The organism is Carnobacterium sp. GW821-FHT04C06, assembly GCF_059420345.1.
In genome coordinates this window covers 627,828-647,374 of sequence record NZ_JBWKTN010000001.1, presented here as the reverse complement: position 1 = coordinate 647,374, position 19,547 = coordinate 627,828, and the positions used below count along the sequence as shown (strand labels likewise).

Sequence of the window (19,547 nt, the reverse complement as noted above, 5' to 3'; positions counted from 1 at the left end):
TCGTTAAATGACGGAACCAAAATGGAAAACAGATACCGAATATATTGGACATATTGAGGATTTAATCAACCGCAAAGAAGTGCAACAACTTTCTGAGTATACTCAACATCATTTTACAACCAGACTTGAACATTCCATTAGTGTGTCTTACCGAAGTTACCGAATTAGTAAAAAATTCGGCTGGAATGCACGTTCAACAGCCAGAGCAGGTTTGCTACATGATCTGTTTTACTATGACTGGAGAACAACGAAGTTTGATGAAGGAACACATGCCTATGTACATCCAAGAATGGCTTGTGAAAATGCTGAAAAATTAACACCATTGTCTGATTTAGAAAAAGACATTATTATTAAACATATGTGGTTAGCAACGATTGCGCCACCTCGTTATAAAGAAAGTTACGTTGTAACTTTTGTCGATAAGTATTGCGCTTGTGCGGAGGTTATTGCGCCATTGATGGGTCGCGCTACTGCTAGTGTGAAAAACACTTGGTTAAAACTGAAAGTATCCGTTCAATCATAAAAAAAAGTTTAACTCGTCAATTTGCGAGTTAAACTTTTTTATTGACTAAAAATTATAAGCCATTTTTTAAAGCTGTTGCTACTTGAACCAAACGTTTTGCTTGATCTGCAACAGCAGGTTGGATATTTTTTGCATCCACAACTTCTCCGTCTTGACTGATTGTCGCGCTGCTTCCGTAAGGGTTACCACCTGCGCCGAAGGTACTTTTATTGATGTAACCAGTTGGGACAAGAATGGTACTCCAATGTTGCATCACAGTATAAATACTTTGAATGACTTCTTCTTGGCCACCATGTGGGTTACCAGCTGTTGCCATTGCTGTGACAGCTTTATTTGCTAATTTTCCTTGTGCCCAAAGTCCACCTTGCAAGTCAATAAATTGTTTTAATTGGCTAGCCATCACACCAAAACGTGAAGGAGAGCTAAAAATAATTCCGTCTGCCCATTCTAAATCAGCGCTTGTTGCTTCAGGAATATCAGCTGTTTCATTAACATTTTTACGCCATAAAGGATTTGAATCAATAGCAACATCAGGGGCTAATTCATGAGCTTTTAATAAACGAACTTCAGCACCAACTTCTTTTGCAGCGTCAGCTGCCCAACGAGCCATTTGGGTATTTCCTCCTGTTGAACTATAGTAAATGACAGCAATTTTTGTGTTTGACATGTTTCATTCCTCCAATTTATTTTTACTTACTTTATATTAGTATCCTACTCCTATTGTAAAAAATAAGCAAATAATAACTCTTTATTTTTTTAGAAATGTGCTATACTATAGAAACTAATAAAAAAAAAGAGTGAGAATTAAAAGCAAGTTACTTATTTTTTATAACCATTAATGCTATAATAAAAAAAAGAGGTGAAGAAGATGACATCATGTGAAGAAAGACAGAAAACGATTTGTCCAAAATTTGAGCAAACTTTTTCTATTTTAGGGAAAAAATGGATGGGGCTCATTATCGACGTCTTGTTAGAAGGGCCACAACGTTTTAAAGATATGGCAGCGAAAATTCCAAGTGTTAGTGATCGTGTGTTAGTTGAGCGCTTAAAAGAGCTTGAACAAGCAGGCATCGTTACACGAACTGTCTATCCCGATTCACCTGTTAGAGTAGCATATAGTCTAACTGAAAAAGGCGAGTCATTAAAACCTGTAATGGATGAAGTTCAATGCTGGGCAGATAAATGGATCGACTCAGAAGAAACTGTCCCACAAACTGTATAAGAATAAATTCTCTAATCCCTTACTCAATGAATCCTAAAGCTGTTGATTTGCTCTTTTTAAAAGAGAAGAATCAACAGCTTTTTATCATTTAAACGAAAAAGAAAAATAGAATCTGCTTGACGAACCTTGATTTATTCCGTAAACTAAGGAAGAGAAACAATTGAATACACATATAAAACAATGACAGAAAAAAAGTAAGTAGTATTGACTCCGTAAGGTAGAGACAAATGGCGTGGCTGAAACCATTTGAAAGGAATCAGATACTAGTGAACATTCACTTCTCGAGTTGACTTTTGGCTATTGCAAATTGTAATGAAAGAAGTTCCGGCATTAGCCGTTATCTAAATGAAGTGCAGTCTAGTTGCCATCGTGCAATTAACTGAACAAGGGTGGTACCGCGATTCTAAGACCTCGTCCCTTTCTGGGGAACAGGTTTTTTTTTATTTGCCTAAAACAACCTAAATATACTATAAAGGAGTAGAAAATGATGGATTTAAAAGCAAAAATTGAAAGTTTAAAAGAAGAAGCACTAGCAAAAGTAGCAGCTTCTGAAAATCTAGATGTATTGAACCAAGTGCGTGTAGCGTATCTAGGGAAAAAAGGACCGCTAACAGAAGTTTTACGAGGTATGAAAGATTTATCGGCTGAGGAACGTCCCAAAGTAGGGGCATTGGCTAACGTTGTACGTGATGAAATTACGACGATGCTAGAGGAGAAAAAAACAACTTTAGAAATGAAAAAAATTAATGAAGCTTTAGCAAATGAGGCTATTGATGTTACACTACCTGGAAGCTATGTTAGCGTAGGTCAACCACATGTCTTAACACAAATTATTGAAGAAATTGAAGATTTATTTATTGGAATGGGTTATGAAGTTATTGAAGGTCCTGAAGTAGAAGAAGACCGTTACAACTTTGAAATGATGAACTTGCCAAAAGATCATCCAGCCAGAGATATGCAAGATACCTTCTATATTACAGAAGAAATTTTACTAAGAACCCACACGTCTCCTGTTCAAGCTAGAACAATGGAGAAGCATGATTTTGCAAAAGGACCATTAAAAATGATCAGTCCAGGAAGAGTGTACCGTCGCGATAGTGATGACGCTACTCACTCACATCAATTCCATCAAATAGAAGGTTTAGTAATCGACAAAAATATTACAATGGGTGACTTAAAAGGAACCCTTGAAGTTTTTGCTAAACAACTGTTTGGAGCAGATCGTGAAATTCGTTTACGACCAAGTTATTTCCCATTTACTGAACCCTCTGTTGAAGTGGACGTTAGCTGTTTTAAATGTGGTGGAGCAGGTTGTAACGTATGTAAGCATACAGGCTGGATCGAGATTTTAGGCGCAGGAGTCGTTCATCCTAATGTTCTTGAAATGGCAGGCATTGATAGCTCTGTTTATGGCGGATTTGCCTTTGGGATGGGACCAGATCGCGTTGCTATGTTAAAATACGGAATCGATGATATCCGTCATTTCTATCAAAATGATGTACGTTTCTTAAATCAATTCAAGGTGAAGGAGTAAAAATCATGAATGTATCTTATAAATGGTTAAATGAATATTTAGATTTAAACGCAAATAAAGAGATTACCCCTGAAAAATTAGCGGATAGAATGTCTCGTACTGGAATTGAAGTCGAAGATGTTTTTAAAGGCGAAACAGGTTTAAAGAAAATCGTTGTGGGACATACCCTTTCAGTAGTAGATCATCCAGATTCAGATCACTTGCACATTTGCCAAGTAGATATCGGTGAAGAGGAGCCAACCCAAATTGTTTGTGGTGCGCCGAATATTGCTAAGGATCAAAAAATTATTGTAGCTTTACCAGGAGCAAGAATTACTGGAAATGCAAAAATCAAAAAAGGCAAAATTCGTGGGGAAGTTTCAAATGGAATGGTTTGTTCTTTAAGTGAATTAGGCTTTTCTGAAAAAGTAGTGCCTAAAAAATACGCAGATGGTATTTATGTTTTACCAGCAGAAGCAGTGGCAGGAGAAGAAGTTTTCCCATATCTGGCAATGGATGACGCGATTTTAGAATTATCCATTACACCAAACCGTGCAGATGCCTTAAGTATGCGTGGAGTAGCTTATGAAGTTGGTGCAATTTATGATCAAAAACCAACTTTTAAAGAAGTGGTTCTAACAGAAGACTCTTCAGTAAAAGCAGCAGATTACATTCAAGTAGAGGTTGAAAATTCAGTAGATGTTCCAAGTTACAACATGCGTATTATTAAAGATGTAAAAATTGCCGAAAGTCCATTATGGATGCAAACGAAATTAATGAATGCTGGCATTCGCCCAATTAATAATGTTGTGGATATTACCAACTATATTCTTTTAGAATACGGCCAACCTCTTCATGCATTTGATTATGATCGTTTAGGATCAAAAGAAATTTTAGTTCGTCGTGGCAAAAAAGGGGAAGTATTGGTTACTTTAGATGGCGAAGAACGTAAATTAAGTGAGGAAAATATTGTTGTAACAAATGGTGGAAATCCAGTGGCACTTGCCGGCGTTATGGGCGGTTTGGATTCTGAAATTCAAGAAGATACTGTTACTGTTGCTTTGGAATCAGCTTTATTTGAATCAACCACCATTCGTAGAACGGCAAAAGAGTTCAATTTACGCAGTGAAGGCAGCGCGCGCTTTGAAAAAGGGATCAACACTAGCACTATTTTAACAGCCTGTGATCACGCCGCACAATTAATGGTGGAGCTTGCCGGCGGCACAATCGTCAGCGGAGTGGTTTCAAAAAATGTCTTAAAACCAATGGATAGTTCATTAAATATTACATTAGATCGAATTAATGGCTCGTTAGGAACAGCTATTTCAAGTGAAGAAGTGGTTGCCATTTTCGAACGCCTAGGCTTTGGCGTTACCCATTCAGAAGGACTTTTTGACGTAACGATTCCACCAAGACGCTGGGATATTTCAATTGAAGCTGATTTGATTGAAGAAGTGGCACGGATTTACGGATACGATAATTTGCCTTCAACACTACCAATTAGTGAGGCAACACCTGGAATGCTAAATGAAAATCAGCGTTTGGTTCGTCATACAAGACGTTACCTTGAAGGGGCAGGACTGTCACAAGCTATTAGTTATGTGTTAACGACACCAACGAAAGCCAGTCAATTTATGATGCGTGAAAGCGAAGCAACAATGTTGGATATGCCAATGACGGAAGAGCGTAGTACGTTACGTATGAACTTATTAAGTGGCTTATTGGATGATGTTCGTTATAACAAAGCACGTAAAAATCAAGATGTTGCCCTTTATGAAATCGGTCGTGTTTTTTATAAAGTAGCAGGGAAAGTCTTGCCTTTAGAAGAAGAACACGTTGCTGGTGTAATGACTGGTTTAGAAGTGACAAGTGATTGGCAACAAAGTGGCAAAGCAGTTGATTTCTTCACTGTCAAAGGTGTGCTTGAAGGATTACTTGCGATGTACGGATTTACAGGTTCAATCAGCTATCAAAAGGCAGAAACTTTAGACGGAATGCATCCAGGTAGAACGGCTTTGATTTTATTAGATGGTGAAGAAATTGGGTATTTAGGCCAAATTCATCCATTACGTGCTAAAGAGTACGATTTAAAAGAAACCTATGGTTTTGAAATCAATTTACAAAAAGTAATGGACGCACCAAAAGCACCAACGATTTATCAAACAATTCCTAAATATCCTGGTATGACAAGAGATATGGCATTATTAGTAGATGAAACCGTTGATAATCAAGAGTTAACGACTTTGATTAAAGCTAAGGGTGGAAAATATTTACAAGATGTTCAATTATTTGACGTTTATAACGGTGAAAAAATTGAAGCTGGTAAAAAGTCAATGGCATACAAATTGATTTATTTAAACCCAGAAGCAACGCTTGTAGAAGAGGAAGTAACGTTAGCATTTGAAAAAGTGACAAATGCACTAGTAGAAACCTTCCATGTTGTGGTAAGATAAGAAAATCAATTATAGAAAAAGAACGCTATTGTTGAATAGGGTTCTTTTTCTTTATTAGTAAAAAAGGATGTGACCGTATTTTATGGGAGGAACACAATTGAAAAAAGAAGTGAGTGCTTTAACCGCGCTTACAGTAGTGATAGGAACGGTTATTGGAGCAGGAATCTTTTTTAAACCAACTGCTGTATATGGCGCAGCCGGCTCACCTGGATTAGGTCTATTGGCTTGGGTGTTAGGTGGCATTATTGCGATTGCAGGAGGTTTGACAGTTGCCGAGATTGGAACGATATTTCCAGAAACAGGCGGCATGATGATTTACTTAGAAAAAGTATTTGGAAAGTGGCTTGGATTTTTAGTAGGTTGGGCACAAATGATTGTCTATTTTCCAGCCAATATTGCAGCATTAGCTATTATATTTGCTACACAAGTAACGAGTTTATTTGATTTATCAATGGGGTATTTGATTCCAATTGCAATTTGCGTTGCTAGTTTAGTAATGGGGATGAATTTATTAGGAACTAAATATGGTGGTTTTGTTCAAAATGTTTCAACTTTGTTAAAATTAATCCCAATTGCTGTTATTATTATTGCAGGTTTGCTTTATCCAGGAGGTGGCGTTGTTCGATTGTTGCCAATGAGCGTAACGGATCACCCCTTTGTAACTAGCCTAGGGTCTGCTTTAGTTGCAACCGTATTTGCTTATGATGGATGGATGAACGTCGGCGCGTTAGCTGGTGAAATGAAAAATCCAGGAAAAGTGTTGCCTAAAGTAATTATCGGAGGTTTATCGATCGTTATGTCGGTGTACTTATTGATTAATATTGCGTACTTATTCGTGTTAGATGCGCCTCAATTGGCAGCTACGGATACACCTGCAGCCGCTGTAGCGCATGCTTTATTTGGTGGTTTTGGAGGAAAACTTGTGACGATTGGAATTTTAATTTCAGTTTTTGGTGGAATTAACGGATATACGATTTCTGGATTAAGAATTCCATATGCGTTGGGAAGCCAAAATTTATTGCCTTTTAGCAATTGGTTTAGCAAGTTAAGCAAATCTGGAAATATGCCAACAAATGGTGGAATCTTAATGTTGGTGATTTCAATTGTGATGATTTGCTCGGGACAATTTAATCAACTGACGGATTTAATTGTTTTTGTCATTTGGATTTTCAATACTTTAACTTTTGTTGCGGTGATTAAGCTAAGACGAACCAACCCTGAATTGGTTCGACCTTACAAGGTTCCCTTCTATCCAGTCGTTCCTTTAATTGCGATTTTAGGTGGTTTCTATATCATTTTAAATACACTATATGTTCAGCCTTTAAATGCTGGTTTAGGATTATTATTAACGTTACTAGGTATTCCAGTGTATTTATATCAACAAAATAAAATAAAAAAAAGGTAAATGAAAACTTCTAGAAGTTGTGTGAATCACGACGTTCTAGAAGTTTTTTTAGTATCAAAGAATAAGGTAAGTAGATAACGTATGAATTTTAAACTTGTTATATTCATGAATTTTTGTTATGGTATATTCATGAACAGAGTGAAAAGTAAGAAAAAGGAGGGGTCAAAATGGTGAGAGGATTCTCAGAGGAGGACAAATTTCAGATTAAAGAAAAATTAAAAAGAGCTTGTGAGCAGAGTTGGAAGACAAATGGCTACAAACGAACGAGTATTCCATACTTAACTAAGACCGTTGGGATTTCAACAGGTGCTTTTTATTTGATGTATGAAACCAAAGAACAACTTTTTATTGAAGTTCTTGAAAAGGTACAAGAAAACTTGTTAAGGACATGGGCGGGCTTTATCCAAGAGGAAGAGTCTTCTTTTGTAGGCTTTAAAAAAGGAATGAAGTGGCTTTTTAAAGAATATCGTCAGTATCCAGCTTTGTATAATTTTAATAACTCAGAGTATGATCTATTTTTTGCCAAATTACCTCAAGAGCAAGTCACGCAGTTAAAAGAAAAAAGCTTGGACATTTTTTCAGAAGTAATTCACACTTCTAACTTGCATTTGTTGTTGCCTGAAAAAGAGGCGATTGACATTATTCACACTATTTTATTTTTGGCAACAATTGATCGAGATACGTTAACAGCTACAGAAAAATCTTTTGAATTTTTATTAGACCACTCATTGCCAGGCATTTTTAAGGAGGAAAACAGATGATAAAAAAAGTTCATTATTCGTTAAATAAGTTAAATCAGAAAATCGGAATTTCAGTTACACTGCCGGTACCAACTAAACGTTCGTTAAAAAGAAGTCAATATGCAAATGGAATGATTGCGACTGGATGTCTATTTCTAAGTGTTCCATTTTCTTCAAAATTATTGCTGGGAATTGGTGTACTAAGTGCAGCAAGCATTGTGGTTACTCAAATGGAAATAAAAGCATTAGACGAGTAAATTGTTATTTTTTTGGAAACAATAACTAAAACACCATCAAAAGTAAACTGCTTGAAAAAATTTATTTTGTAGTAAATTTATCAAGAGTGTTGATTTAATAACAATGACAGTTGCACTGTCCTACATGCTTGTAAGACAATCTTTAAAAAAAACTTTTTTTCTTTTAGGATAATGGAACGAGGAGATGGCAGATATGAATTTTGGCAAACAAATCAAAAAAGTTAGAACTGATAATAAATTAACACAAGAACAATTGGCTCAAAAACTAATGGTTTCTAGACAAGCTGTTTCTAGTTGGGAGAATGATCGGAATTTACCTGATTTAGAAATGGTGGTGCTTATTGCAAAATTATTTGATATCTCACTCGATCAATTAATTTTAGGAGATGAACAGATGACAAACAAATTAGTTAAAGATGCAAGTGAAGTCAGAAAAGCAAAACTGATGGTGATTAGTATTAGCCTCTTGTTAATAGGAGGACTTTGTTTCTTGTCGAGTGCATTTACAGAATCAAGAATCGACAGCAACGGCATGTTACATGAACCTTACTTTTTCTTAATACCGCTAGGCTACTTATTTCTTTTTAGCGGTGTAATCACATGGATTGTTCATTTCGTAGTAAAGCGCAAAAAGCGTTAACAAAAAACATCTTCTATTCAATTGAATAGAAGATGTTTTTTGTTGAAAGGGGCGTCTTTTTTAGTAACGACCACTGATTTTTTTTGCTTTTTCAGTATTAGCGAAGTGAAGTTTGGCGTATTTTCCTAGCAGTGTTACGCCACCTCTTTTTAATAGTTTAGCTGCAACCAAATCGACATTGCTTCCAGCGCCAGAAGGAATGTTCGTTCCAGCTTCTGCAGATAGGTCGTCCAATCCTTTTAAAAAGGCATAACGAGCAATGATAGAAGCTGCAGCCACAGCTAAGTGATGTCCCTCGCCTTTAGTTTGAAAGTAAACCCGCTCTTTTATTTGCGCAGGTTGATCTTGAATGTGTTTAAAATAAGTACTAGGCAATTCAAATTGATCAATTAAAAAGGCATCAGGTTTTTGTGGAGAAATCTTAGCTAAGACATGTCCTAAGGCTTGATTGTGTAAGACTGCTTTCATTTTTCCTTGGGTCATTGTTGGTTGAATTTGATTGTATTTCTCCGGCATTACATTGAGCAAGCTAAAAGGTAAAAAGGTCATCAAGTCTTTCGCAATGGCAATGATTTGAGGATCTTTTAAGTCTTTAGAGTCTCGCACACCTAGCTCCTTTAGCAATGGAATTTGACTTTTTTCAACATAAGCTGCTACAACAGTTAACGGACCAAAGTAACTGCCTGTTCCCACCTCATCGCTTCCGATAACGGACCAAGAATCAAATCCGTGAGGAAGTGGCGTGTCGATTGGTTTTTTACTAGTGCTTTTTTTTGAGGGTAAAGTAGTAGTGGCCTTGCTCTTCCAAATATGGGCTTCTTGCTCAGCCGAACTTCCTTGAAATAAAACTTTACCAGAATTGTAGCCCGTGATATTTACTGAACTTTTTTTTGCAGCAAAAAGTGCCCCAGGTGGAGTAGTAGGTTTTAAATAGTCTTGATAATAATTTTTCATTTCTTTAAGAGTTGCTGTTGCAACCGTTAATACATCATTTGCCAAGCGGATTCACTCATTTCTAATCCATTGATTTTCTTATAAGTTTACCATATTTTACTGAAAAACGAGTCGAAAGCCTTAATTTAATCTTAAATCAAGTGATTTTCTTAAAAAAGAATGCAACTTTGTTCAATTTCATGGTAAAATAAGGGAAATGTAACATTAGGAGGGCTTTCTTTGTCAGGTGGAAAAAAACGTTATAAGGCAACCATTGCGGGGAAATCCTATACCATTGTTGGTTCAAGACCAACTGAGCATCTTCAACTGGTAGCAGAAACCGTTGATGAGCAAATCAATCAGATTAAAAGCTTAACAGATAATCTTGAACTAGATAAAATGGCGGTTTTAACAGCAGTAAATGCCGTTTCTGATCAATTAGAAATGCAAATCGAAATGGAAAAAATGCGTCAAAAAATAACTGAGTTAGAAACTAAATTAGCAAAATTTGAAGAGGGATAATCAAATCCCCTAACTTTCAGGTAGAAAAGGATGAGAGAATGCTTTCATTAGGAATCATCATTATTTTAGTGATAAATTTTTATGGTGGCGCAAGAAGGGGTCTTGTCTTACAAATTGTCATGACAGGAGGCTATTTGCTCTCTTATATTGTGGCAAGACTCTATTATTTAAAACTAGGAGCTCATTTAGAACTTTTTATTCCCTATCCATCGGCTACCGAAAACAGTCAATTTGCTTTTTTCGATCATGCCCTAGGTTTGGAGCTAGATAAAGCTTTTTATAATGCAGTCGCTTTTATGTTGATTTTATTTATCGGCTGGTTGGTTACAAGATTTATTGGACGACTCTTAAATTCGTTAACTTTTTTCCCAATCATCAAACAAGCCAACTATTTAGGTGGCGGAATTTTAAGCGTACTTGTGGCTTATATTGCTATTTTTTTGATTTTATATGTATTAGCCATGATTCCAATGGATAACATCCAAGAAATGTTAAAAAATAGTAGTTTAGCGCAGTTTATTGTCAAACATACGCCGATACTGTCCAATCAAATTTACAATTGGTGGATCGGTACAATCGGTTAATGAGTCGCTCTTCTTTTTTGAAGGGCGTTTTCTTTTAAGGAAATGAAGTGAAGGAAGGGTTGGACATGAATAAAAAAATTAGTTACACACTTGAATTCGATAAAATCAAACAGGCACTTGTTCGTTACACTTCTTCTGAGTTAGGAAGAGAACAAGCGGAAGGGATAGCCCCTTCGACGTCCATCGAGGAAGTTGAAAAATGGCAGGAAGAAACGGAGGATGGTGCAAAAATCTTGCGTTTGCGTGGTGGAATGCCGATTCCTAAACTGCAAAACATTCGCCCACATTTGAAACGCTTAGAAATCGGAGCCATGCTAAATGGCCTTGAGATTGCTCAAATCGGTAAAATTTTAAAAACGACGTCAGAAGTAACACGCTTTTTTGACGACTTGAAAGATGCTGAAATCGAGTTGTATCAATTATATGAACTAGTAGCAAAACTTGTCACACTGCCAACATTAAGCCAATTAATACGTGAAACAGTGGATGAAGACGGTCGCGTTTTAGATGACGCAAGTCAAGCGTTAAAAGGCATTCGTAACGGAATGAAGCGAGCAGAGAGCAACATTCGTGAAAAATTAGATGGCATGGTACGTGGCAAAAGTGCTCATTATTTAAGTGATGCGATTGTAACTATGCGAAATGATCGTTACGTGATTCCAGTAAAACAAGAGTACCGAGGTCATTTTGGTGGGGTTGTCCACGATCAAAGTTCAACAGGTCAAACCTTATTTATCGAACCACAAAGTGTCGTTGACTTAAACAATCGCTTAAGACAACTACAAATAGAAGAGCGTCAAGAAATTGACCGTATTTTAGCAGAAATTTCAAATGAAATCGAACCATTTGGCAATGAAATTTTAAACAATACCTATTTATTAGGAAAATTAGATTTCATCGGTGCAAAAGCCAGTTATGCAAAAGCCATTAAAGGAACGAGACCTTTGATTAGCGAAACAAATGAAATCAAATTTCACCAAGCAAGACATCCTTTATTGGATGAAAAAATAGCAGTAGCAAATGACATTACTATTGGTGGTGATTACCAAGCTGTTGTGATTACGGGACCAAATACGGGTGGGAAAACCATTACATTAAAAACACTCGGTTTGTTGCAATTAATGGGACAATCGGGCTTACAATTGCCAGTAGCAGAAGAAAGTCAGATGGGAATCTTCAATGAGATTTTTGCCGATATTGGCGATGAACAATCGATTGAACAAAGTTTAAGTACCTTCTCTTCTCACATGACTAATATTGTGTCTATTTTAGATCAAATTGATGAAAAAAGCTTAATCTTATTTGATGAATTAGGAGCTGGAACCGATCCTCAAGAAGGAGCCGCTTTAGCGATTGCGATTTTAGATAAAGTAGGAGAAATTGGCAGTTTTGTGATGGCAACAACTCACTATCCTGAATTAAAAGCCTATGGCTATAATCGACCTAAAACCATCAATGCAAGTATGGAATTTGATGTTGAAACTTTGAGCCCAACGTATCGTTTACTAATTGGCGTACCTGGGCGTAGTAATGCTTTCGAGATTTCGAAACGTTTAGGATTAGATGAAACCGTGATTCAAGCAGCTAGCAGTTTGATTGATGGAGAAAGTCAAAACCTAAATGAAATGATTGCAGATTTGGAAAATCGTCGTAAAATGACGGAAACAGAGTATCTTGAAGTGCGTCATTATGTCAATGAAGCTGAACAGCTGCATCTTGATTTGCAAACTGCAATCACGCAGTTTTATGAAGAACGAGAAGTTTTAATGAAGAAAGCTCGTGAAAAAGCCAATCAAGTAGTCGAAACAGCAGAAGAAGAAGCTAGCCAAATTGTTAAAGATTTGCGCAAAATGCAGTTAACAGGTCAATTTGAAGGTGGCATTAAAGAACATGAACTAATTGACGCTAAAACAAGATTATCTAAACTACATCACGAAGAAGCACTAGCTAAAAATAAAGTCTTGAAAAAAGCGAAAGAACAAAAGACTTTCAAAAAAGGCGATGAAGTGATGGTTCATTCTTATGGTCAACGAGGCATTTTAATGGAAAAAGTAGACAACAATCAATGGCTTGTTCAAATTGGTATTTTAAAAATGAAGATTAAAGAATCAGATTTAAGCCGAGTCCAAGCTGAAAAGGAAACAGCACGCAAAATGGTAGCAACTGTCCGCTCAGAAAGCAACAGCCACGTTTCAACACAATTGGATTTACGAGGTGAACGTTATGAATCAGCTTTAAAAGAGTTGGACCAGTATTTAGACGCTGCATTATTAGCAGGTTATCCACAAGTCACTATCGTTCACGGGAAAGGAACTGGCGCTCTTAGACAAGGGGTAACCCAAGCTCTAAAAAATCATCGTTCCATTAAAAAGTTTGAAACAGCTCCCGCCAATCAAGGTGGAAATGGCGCTACGATTGTCGAATTTAAGTAGCGAGCATTATTTTAGAAAAAAAGGAAAAAGTTTGTTATAATAAGTTTAGAAATCAAACTTACAATTTATAAGTAACAGGAGGAAATAAATATGGTATTAGCAGTTACAGATCAAACATTTGAAAATGAAACAAAAGAAGGATTAGTAATCACTGATTTTTGGGCAACGTGGTGCGGACCTTGTCGTATGCAATCACCTGTATTAGATCTTTTAGAAGAAGAAAAAGGTGAACAAGTAAAAATCGTAAAAATGGATGTGGATCAAAATCCAGAAGTACCCGCTTCATTTGGTATTATGAGCATCCCAACATTACTTGTTAAAAAAGATGGCGAAGTGGTTGAAAAATTAGTTGGCTATCACGCAAAAGAACAACTAGAAGAAATCATTAAAAAATACGCTTAAGTTACAATCAGATTGCATTGCCTAATTTACTAGGCAATGCCTCTTTTTTTGTCAATTGCAACTTCGATTAAAATGGATTAAACTAGATAACAAGTAAACACATTTCAATTATTAAAAGGGAGGCCAAGGCATGAAAGCCGTTTATATTCCAGTTGATAACACCGAGATTTATTGTAGAATTTCAGGTGAAGGAAAACCTCTTATTTTACTACATGGCAATGGAGAAGATAGTAGTATTTTCGAAGACCAAATAGAAGCATTTAGTCAGAAATACCAAGTGATTGCCATTGATACAAGAGGACATGGACGTTCAGAGCATGGCCAATACCCCCTTAGCTTTACACGATTAGCCTTAGATATTGTGGAAGTAATGGATTATTTCAATGTTCGTAAGGCGGCTATTGTTGGGTTTAGTGATGGTGGCAATATCGCGTTATATGTAGCCTTAAAATATCCTGAATATGTTCAATCGTTAATTATCGTAGGGGCAAACTTAGAAACGGATGGTATGAAAAAACTTCCTGTTTTTCAAGTAAAGTTAGCTTATAAAATGACTAAACTGTTAGGAAATGTGAGTCGCTATTTTAATCAACGTAAACAAATCATTGATTTAATGTTAAAACAACTCCAACTAACACCAGAGCAATTACAAACGATTCAAGCACCTGTGTTAGTTGTGGCGGGAGATCATGATATGATTGAAGAAGATCATACCAAATTGATTGCCGCTTCCTTACCTAACAGTCAATTAAAAATTATTCCAGATGCAGATCATTTTCTAATTATGAAAAAACCAGATCTATTTAATCGGTTAGTATTTTCATTTTTAGAAGATGTTTATTCCTAAATAAAAGGAGGTTTTACTCATCCAATGAATGAACATATCGAGCATAAATTAGCTCTTTTGCCAGACCAACCTGGCTGTTACCTAATGAAGGATAAAAACGGCACCATTATTTATGTTGGAAAGGCAAAAGTATTGAAAAACCGTGTTCGTTCTTATTTTAGAGGAAGTCACGACACAAAAACAGAACGTTTAGTCAGCGAAATTGTTGATTTTGAATATATCGTAACGGGCTCCAATATTGAAGCTTTGTTATTAGAAATAAATTTGATTAAAAAAAATGATCCTAAATACAATATCATGTTAAAAGATGATAAGACTTATCCATTCATTAAAATTACCAATGAAAAATACCCGCGTTTATTGATTACGAGAAAAGTATTAAAGGATAAGGCGATTTATTTTGGACCTTATCCAGATGTTAAAGCAGCCAATGAAACCAAGAAATTATTAGATAAACTTTACCCACTAAGAAAATGTAAAATGTTGCCAAATCGCGTGTGCCTCTATTATCATCTAGGACAATGTTTGGGTTGTTGTGTGAAAGACATTCCCAAAGAAACCTACACTGAGATGGTAGAAGAAATTAAACGATTCTTAAACGGCGGCTACGAAGATGTAAAAAATGAGTTGACAGAAAAAATGGAAACAGCAAGCTTAAACATGGAGTTTGAAAAAGCCGCTGAATTTCGAGATCAAATCAATTCAATTGAAACCACCTTGATTCGTCAAAAAATGACAAGTGCCGATTTTATCGACCGCGATGTGTTTGGATATGCGGTAGATAAAGGCTGGATGTGTGTCCAAGTCTTTTTTGTTCGTCAAGGAAAATTAATTGAACGGGATGTTTCTTTGTTTCCTTTCTATAATGAAGAAGAAGCTGATTTTCTAACCTTTATCGGTCAGTTTTATCAAAAAAATCAACACTTTATACCAAAAGAAATTTTAATTCCTAAAAATATTGATCGTGAAAGTGTAGCAGCACTAGTAGATGCTAAAATACTTCAACCACAAAAAGGGCAAAAAAAAGAATTAGTCGTACTAGCGAACAAAAATGCTAGCGTATCGCTTCAAGAAAAATTCTCATTGATTGAGAAAAAAGAAGAGCGTACATTAGGGGCAGTTAAAAATTTAGGGGACGCAATGAATATTCCGGCTCCAATTCGTATCGAAGCTTTTGACAATTCGAATATTATGGGAGTGGATCCCGTTTCAGCAATGGTCGTGTTTATTGACGGGAAACCTGCTAAGAATGAGTACCGAAAATACAAAATTAAAACCGTTGTAGGACCAGATGATTATGCGTCAATGCGAGAAGTCATTTATCGACGCTATTCACGGGTTTTAAAGGATGAGCTACCATTGCCTGATTTAGTCTTGATAGATGGCGGAAAAGGGCAGGTAGACGCTGCTAAGGAAGTATTAGAGAACCAGTTAGGCTTGGAAATTCCAATCGCAGGATTAGCTAAAGATAACAAGCATCGAACGAGTGAACTGTTATTTGGTCCAAAACTAGGTGTCATTCCATTAAAACGAAACAGTCAGGAATTCTTCTTACTGCAACGAATTCAAGATGAAGTCCATCGTTTCGCGATTACCTTCCATCGTCAATTGCGAAATAAAAACAGTTTTGCCTCTAAATTAGATGGCATCGATGGCTTAGGTCCAACCCGTAAAAAGAATTTATTGAAATCTTTTAAGTCTGTCAAAAATATCCAAGAAGCCTCAATGGAAGAGTTAAAAGCTGTGGGACTTCCTAAAAACGTAGCTGAAAATGTAATGAAGCATTTCAGTGCACTAGAATAACCGATTAAACCAAAGAAGAAATTTCAAAAATTTCTTTCTTTGGTTTTTTTTTGAAATAAAGGATAAAACACGCTATAATAGGAAAAGTTGACTATTTAGGACAATCGACGGAGCAGAAATTCATTCTCAAGGCGGATGTTAGAAGCAGAGATATTCGGTAAACTAAAAATTGTAGTATTAAATGATAAAATTGTAATTTATCAGTCAATTCTAGCGAAGTGACAAAAGTGTTAGGTGTTTTAACAAAACTTACATATATTTGTATGTTTTTTTATAGCAATAAATGATAGAATTATGACAATGTGTAATCTGACTGTAATATTCAGTGAAGATGAAACAAGGCAAGGAGGTATTTCAAATGAAAGAAGCCATTCATAAATTAAAAGAAAATGATATTGTGGTATTTTGTGCAAAAACCGTATTCTATTTAGCCATTTTATTGATTTTGGTTTACTTATACGATTACACCAATACAGACAGTGGCAATTTTATTTATAATGAATTTTAACAAGAAAGGAGCGAGTTGCATAGTTTAGATATGTAACGAAATCAAATGACAGAAACGATTATAGAACGACTAAAAAAAATGACAGAACGCAATCCAGATGCAATTTGTTATGATGATGGAACGCAACAGTATTCTTTTGAATTATTGATGCAACAATCAGATAAAGTTGCAAGTTATTTAAACCAACAAACAGCATTGACAAAAAAAGCGCCAATTCTTGTTTTTGGTGGACTGCAGTTCGAGATGCTGATTACTTTTTTAGGATGTATGAAAGCCGGACATGCTTATATTCCAGTTGATGGACATACTCCCTCAGAGCGTTTAGAACAAATTATTTCGATTGCAAAGCCAGCAATGGTGATTTCAATCGAAGATTTGCCGATTGCCCTTGAAGCGAAGCAATTGAAAATAGATAAGACAACATTTTTTGATGTGTTGGATGCTGATAAAGTGTTCCCCTTACCGATATCAGAAGCTGTTCAAGGAGATGAAAATGTCTACATTATTTTTACATCTGGAACAACAGGCGTTCCCAAAGGCGTTCAAATCAGCCATGATAACCTAATTAGTTTTAGTGAGTGGATGGCTAATGACTTCTCACTTGGAATGAACAAGCGCTTTTTAGCGCAAGCACCATTTTCATTTGACTTATCCGTAATGGATTTGTACCCATCGTTGTTATCTGGTGGTACATTAGTTCCTTTAACAAAAGAAGTGACAACAAATTTCAAGCTTTTGTTTGAAAAATTGCCGACTCTAGACTTAAATGTATGGGTATCAACGCCTTCATTTATGGATATTTGTCTAATGGAACCCCATTTTGATGCAGAGCATTATCCATCGTTAGAAACCTTCCTATTTTGTGGCGAAGAATTAACGAACCGAACAGCAACATTATTAAATGACCGTTTTCCAAAGGCAGCAGTTTTTAACACCTATGGTCCGACCGAAGCAACGGTTGCGATTACAGAGGTTTTGATTACGCCAGACGTTACAAAAGAATACCCACGTTTGCCAATTGGTCGCGTGAAGTCGGACACAGAAGTAATCTTAGTTGATGAAGAGTTAAATCAAGTGGCAAGTGGCATGCTTGGAGAAATGGTGATTACAGGACCAAGCGTCTCTAAAGGTTACCTTAATAATCCTGAAAAAACAGCGGAAGCTTTCTATCAAATTGACGGCGTGCAAGCGTATCGAACAGGCGATATTGGAAAATATGAAGGCGATCAATTATTCTATCAAGGACGAATTGATTTTCAAGTGAAACTTCATGGCTATCGAATTGAATTGGAAGATATTGATCATAATATCGAACAAGTATCTTACGTAAAAGCAGCAACCGTTGTTCCAAAAATAAAAGATCACAAAGTTCAAAGTTTAGTGGCTTTCGTTGTGGCGAGAGAGCATGATTTTGAAAAAAACTATCAATTGACTAATGCAATCAAAAAAGAGTTGCAGCCGTTGATTATGGACTATATGATGCCTCAAAAATGGAATTACGTCGAGCAGTTGCCGCTAACTCAAAATGGCAAAGTGGATCGAAAAGGATTAATGAATGAGGTGAATTCATGAGTTTACCCTATGAGGCACCCAAATATTTTGGGATGTTAACCGTTTTATTTTTACCTATTATTATTGGATTGTTAAATGGCAAGCGATTTTTGATTTATCAAAACCTCGTAACATTAGGCTTGTTGTACGTGACGTTTGGTGGTAGCAACTGGAAGCAAGGTATTTCAATTATTGTATATGTTATTTGGCAAGTCCTTCTAGTTTACCTTTACCATCGTTATCGAATGCAAAAAAATGAAACGAATGTCTTTGTTGGCGCAGTGATTTTAGCCATTGCTCCACTAGCAATCGTAAAAATTTTCCCATTCGTTACTGGACACACCTCGATTATTGGCTTTTTAGGGATTTCATATTTAACCTTTAAGGCCGTTCAAATGGTTATGGAAATTCGAGATGGCATCATTAAGGAATACAATCCATTAATGTTCCTCCAGTTCCTTTTATTTTTCCCAACGATTTCTTCCGGTCCAATTGATCGTTACCGTCGTTTTGAAAAGGATTTTGTGACACCTCCTGATAAGGAAAAATATGCAACGCTTCTTGGAAAAGGCATTATGATGATTTTCTTAGGCTGTTTGTATAAATTTATTATTGCTCACTATATTGGGCAATTTGCAGTTCCATTTACGGAACAGATGGCTTTGCATACAAAAGGCTTTTCAATGAGCTTATTGTTGTATATGTATAGTTACAGTTTTTATTTGTTTTTCGATTTTGCAGGGTACAGCTTATTCGCAGTTGGAACCAGCTATTTATTAGGAATTGAAACCCCGATTAACTTTAACAAGCCGTTTATCAGCCAAAATTTAAAAGATTTTTGGAATAGATGGCATATGTCGTTATCTTTTTGGTTTAGAGATTATGTCTTTATGAGAATGGTCTTTATGCTAATGAAGAAAAAAGTCTTTAAGAGTCGCGTAACGGTTTCTAATGTGGGCTACTTAACCTTATTCTTATTAATGGGTGTGTGGCACGGTTTAACGTGGTACTACATTGCTTATGGATTGTTTCACGGTGTTGCGATGTGTATCAATGAGGCGTGGCTTCGTTTTAAAAAGAAACACAAAAAACAACTGCCAAGTAATTTTGCAACGAAAGGGTTAGCCATTTTTATTACGTTTAACGTTGTCTGCTTTAGCTTCCTGATATTCTCAGGGATTTTTGATAAAATGATTCACTAAAAATTGAAAA

Annotated in this window: 19 protein-coding genes and 1 other annotated feature; of the genes, 17 read left to right on the top strand and 2 right to left on the bottom strand. The window is 36.1% G+C overall.

The window, feature by feature from the left end; all coding sequences use genetic code 11:
* The first annotated feature begins 7 nt into the window (after nucleotides 1-7).
* The gene (locus AC07SW_RS03130; RefSeq protein ID WP_034568703.1) at nucleotides 8-523 is read left to right on the top strand and encodes an HD domain-containing protein; all 516 of its coding nucleotides are present in this window, start codon (nucleotides 8-10) and stop codon (nucleotides 521-523) included.
* Between the two features lie 52 nt (nucleotides 524-575).
* On the opposite strand, the gene AC07SW_RS03125 is transcribed toward AC07SW_RS03130, so the two are convergent.
* Nucleotides 576-1,190 (bottom strand): flavodoxin family protein, encoded by a 615-nt coding sequence (locus AC07SW_RS03125; protein WP_463684314.1) that lies wholly within the window; start codon nucleotides 1,188-1,190, stop codon nucleotides 576-578.
* 201 nt (nucleotides 1,191-1,391) lie between these two features.
* Between AC07SW_RS03125 and AC07SW_RS03120 the strand changes: the two genes are divergently transcribed.
* The 7 genes from AC07SW_RS03120 to AC07SW_RS03090 all read left to right on the top strand — a co-directional run bounded on the left by AC07SW_RS03120 (nucleotide 1,392) and on the right by AC07SW_RS03090 (nucleotide 8,753).
* On the top strand, nucleotides 1,392-1,745 hold the full coding sequence (locus tag AC07SW_RS03120; RefSeq protein ID WP_034568707.1) for a winged helix-turn-helix transcriptional regulator: 354 nt from the start codon (nucleotides 1,392-1,394) through the stop codon (nucleotides 1,743-1,745).
* Between the two features lie 171 nt (nucleotides 1,746-1,916).
* Nucleotides 1,917-2,167: a binding site (T-box leader), on the top strand.
* 65 nt (nucleotides 2,168-2,232) lie between these two features.
* Nucleotides 2,233-3,279 carry a phenylalanine--tRNA ligase subunit alpha gene (pheS, locus tag AC07SW_RS03115; protein ID WP_119908318.1) on the top strand — a complete coding sequence of 349 codons (1,047 nt, stop codon included), beginning with the start codon at nucleotides 2,233-2,235 and terminating at the stop codon, nucleotides 3,277-3,279.
* A gap of 5 nt (nucleotides 3,280-3,284) precedes the next feature.
* Nucleotides 3,285-5,711, top strand: coding sequence for a phenylalanine--tRNA ligase subunit beta (gene pheT / locus AC07SW_RS03110; protein WP_494632211.1), 2,427 nt, complete (start codon nucleotides 3,285-3,287; stop codon nucleotides 5,709-5,711).
* An 82-nt stretch (nucleotides 5,712-5,793) separates the two neighbouring features.
* Nucleotides 5,794-7,116, top strand: coding sequence for an APC family permease (locus AC07SW_RS03105; RefSeq protein WP_119908316.1), 1,323 nt, complete (start codon nucleotides 5,794-5,796; stop codon nucleotides 7,114-7,116).
* A 167-nt stretch (nucleotides 7,117-7,283) separates the two neighbouring features.
* A complete protein-coding gene (locus AC07SW_RS03100; protein ID WP_119908315.1) occupies nucleotides 7,284-7,877 on the top strand; it encodes a TetR/AcrR family transcriptional regulator in 594 nt (197 codons plus the stop codon).
* Nucleotides 7,874-8,113, top strand: coding sequence for a hypothetical protein (locus tag AC07SW_RS03095; protein WP_135024259.1), 240 nt, complete (start codon nucleotides 7,874-7,876; stop codon nucleotides 8,111-8,113). Before AC07SW_RS03100 ends, AC07SW_RS03095 begins: the two co-directional genes overlap by 4 nt.
* A 193-nt stretch (nucleotides 8,114-8,306) precedes the next feature.
* Nucleotides 8,307-8,753, top strand: a complete 447-nt coding sequence (locus tag AC07SW_RS03090) for a DUF3955 domain-containing protein (protein ID WP_034568717.1) — start codon at nucleotides 8,307-8,309, stop codon at nucleotides 8,751-8,753.
* A gap of 60 nt (nucleotides 8,754-8,813) precedes the next feature.
* On the opposite strand, the gene rnhC is transcribed toward AC07SW_RS03090, so the two are convergent.
* Nucleotides 8,814-9,752 carry a ribonuclease HIII gene (gene rnhC / locus AC07SW_RS03085; RefSeq protein WP_135024251.1) on the bottom strand — a complete coding sequence of 313 codons (939 nt, stop codon included), beginning with the start codon at nucleotides 9,750-9,752 and terminating at the stop codon, nucleotides 8,814-8,816.
* A 174-nt stretch (nucleotides 9,753-9,926) separates the two neighbouring features.
* Here rnhC and zapA point away from each other — a divergent pair, with 174 nt between their 5' ends.
* From zapA to dltB, 9 genes are all read left to right on the top strand, one after another.
* Nucleotides 9,927-10,208, top strand: coding sequence for a cell division protein ZapA (zapA, locus tag AC07SW_RS03080; RefSeq protein ID WP_074403365.1), 282 nt, complete (start codon nucleotides 9,927-9,929; stop codon nucleotides 10,206-10,208).
* A 38-nt stretch (nucleotides 10,209-10,246) separates the two neighbouring features.
* On the top strand, nucleotides 10,247-10,792 hold the full coding sequence (locus AC07SW_RS03075; protein WP_034568723.1) for a CvpA family protein: 546 nt from the start codon (nucleotides 10,247-10,249) through the stop codon (nucleotides 10,790-10,792).
* Between the two features lie 65 nt (nucleotides 10,793-10,857).
* Nucleotides 10,858-13,224, top strand: a complete 2,367-nt coding sequence (locus tag AC07SW_RS03070) for an endonuclease MutS2 (RefSeq protein WP_494632209.1) — start codon at nucleotides 10,858-10,860, stop codon at nucleotides 13,222-13,224.
* A gap of 90 nt (nucleotides 13,225-13,314) precedes the next feature.
* On the top strand, nucleotides 13,315-13,626 hold the full coding sequence (trxA, locus tag AC07SW_RS03065; RefSeq protein WP_034568726.1) for a thioredoxin: 312 nt from the start codon (nucleotides 13,315-13,317) through the stop codon (nucleotides 13,624-13,626).
* Between the two features lie 130 nt (nucleotides 13,627-13,756).
* On the top strand, nucleotides 13,757-14,473 hold the full coding sequence (locus tag AC07SW_RS03060; protein ID WP_135018766.1) for an alpha/beta fold hydrolase: 717 nt from the start codon (nucleotides 13,757-13,759) through the stop codon (nucleotides 14,471-14,473).
* A gap of 24 nt (nucleotides 14,474-14,497) precedes the next feature.
* Nucleotides 14,498-16,276, top strand: a complete 1,779-nt coding sequence (gene uvrC / locus AC07SW_RS03055; RefSeq protein WP_034568730.1) for an excinuclease ABC subunit UvrC — start codon at nucleotides 14,498-14,500, stop codon at nucleotides 16,274-16,276.
* Nucleotides 16,277-16,634: 358 nt separating this feature from the next.
* Nucleotides 16,635-16,784, top strand: a complete 150-nt coding sequence (locus AC07SW_RS03050) for a teichoic acid D-Ala incorporation-associated protein DltX (protein WP_034568733.1) — start codon at nucleotides 16,635-16,637, stop codon at nucleotides 16,782-16,784.
* A 45-nt stretch (nucleotides 16,785-16,829) separates the two neighbouring features.
* Nucleotides 16,830-18,356, top strand: a complete 1,527-nt coding sequence (gene dltA / locus AC07SW_RS03045) for a D-alanine--poly(phosphoribitol) ligase subunit DltA (protein ID WP_135024242.1) — start codon at nucleotides 16,830-16,832, stop codon at nucleotides 18,354-18,356.
* Nucleotides 18,353-19,537: a D-alanyl-lipoteichoic acid biosynthesis protein DltB gene (dltB, locus tag AC07SW_RS03040; protein ID WP_494632207.1), complete on the top strand. Its 1,185-nt coding sequence runs from the start codon at nucleotides 18,353-18,355 to the stop codon at nucleotides 19,535-19,537. Before dltA ends, dltB begins: the two co-directional genes overlap by 4 nt.
* Nucleotides 19,538-19,547 lie beyond the last annotated feature (10 nt).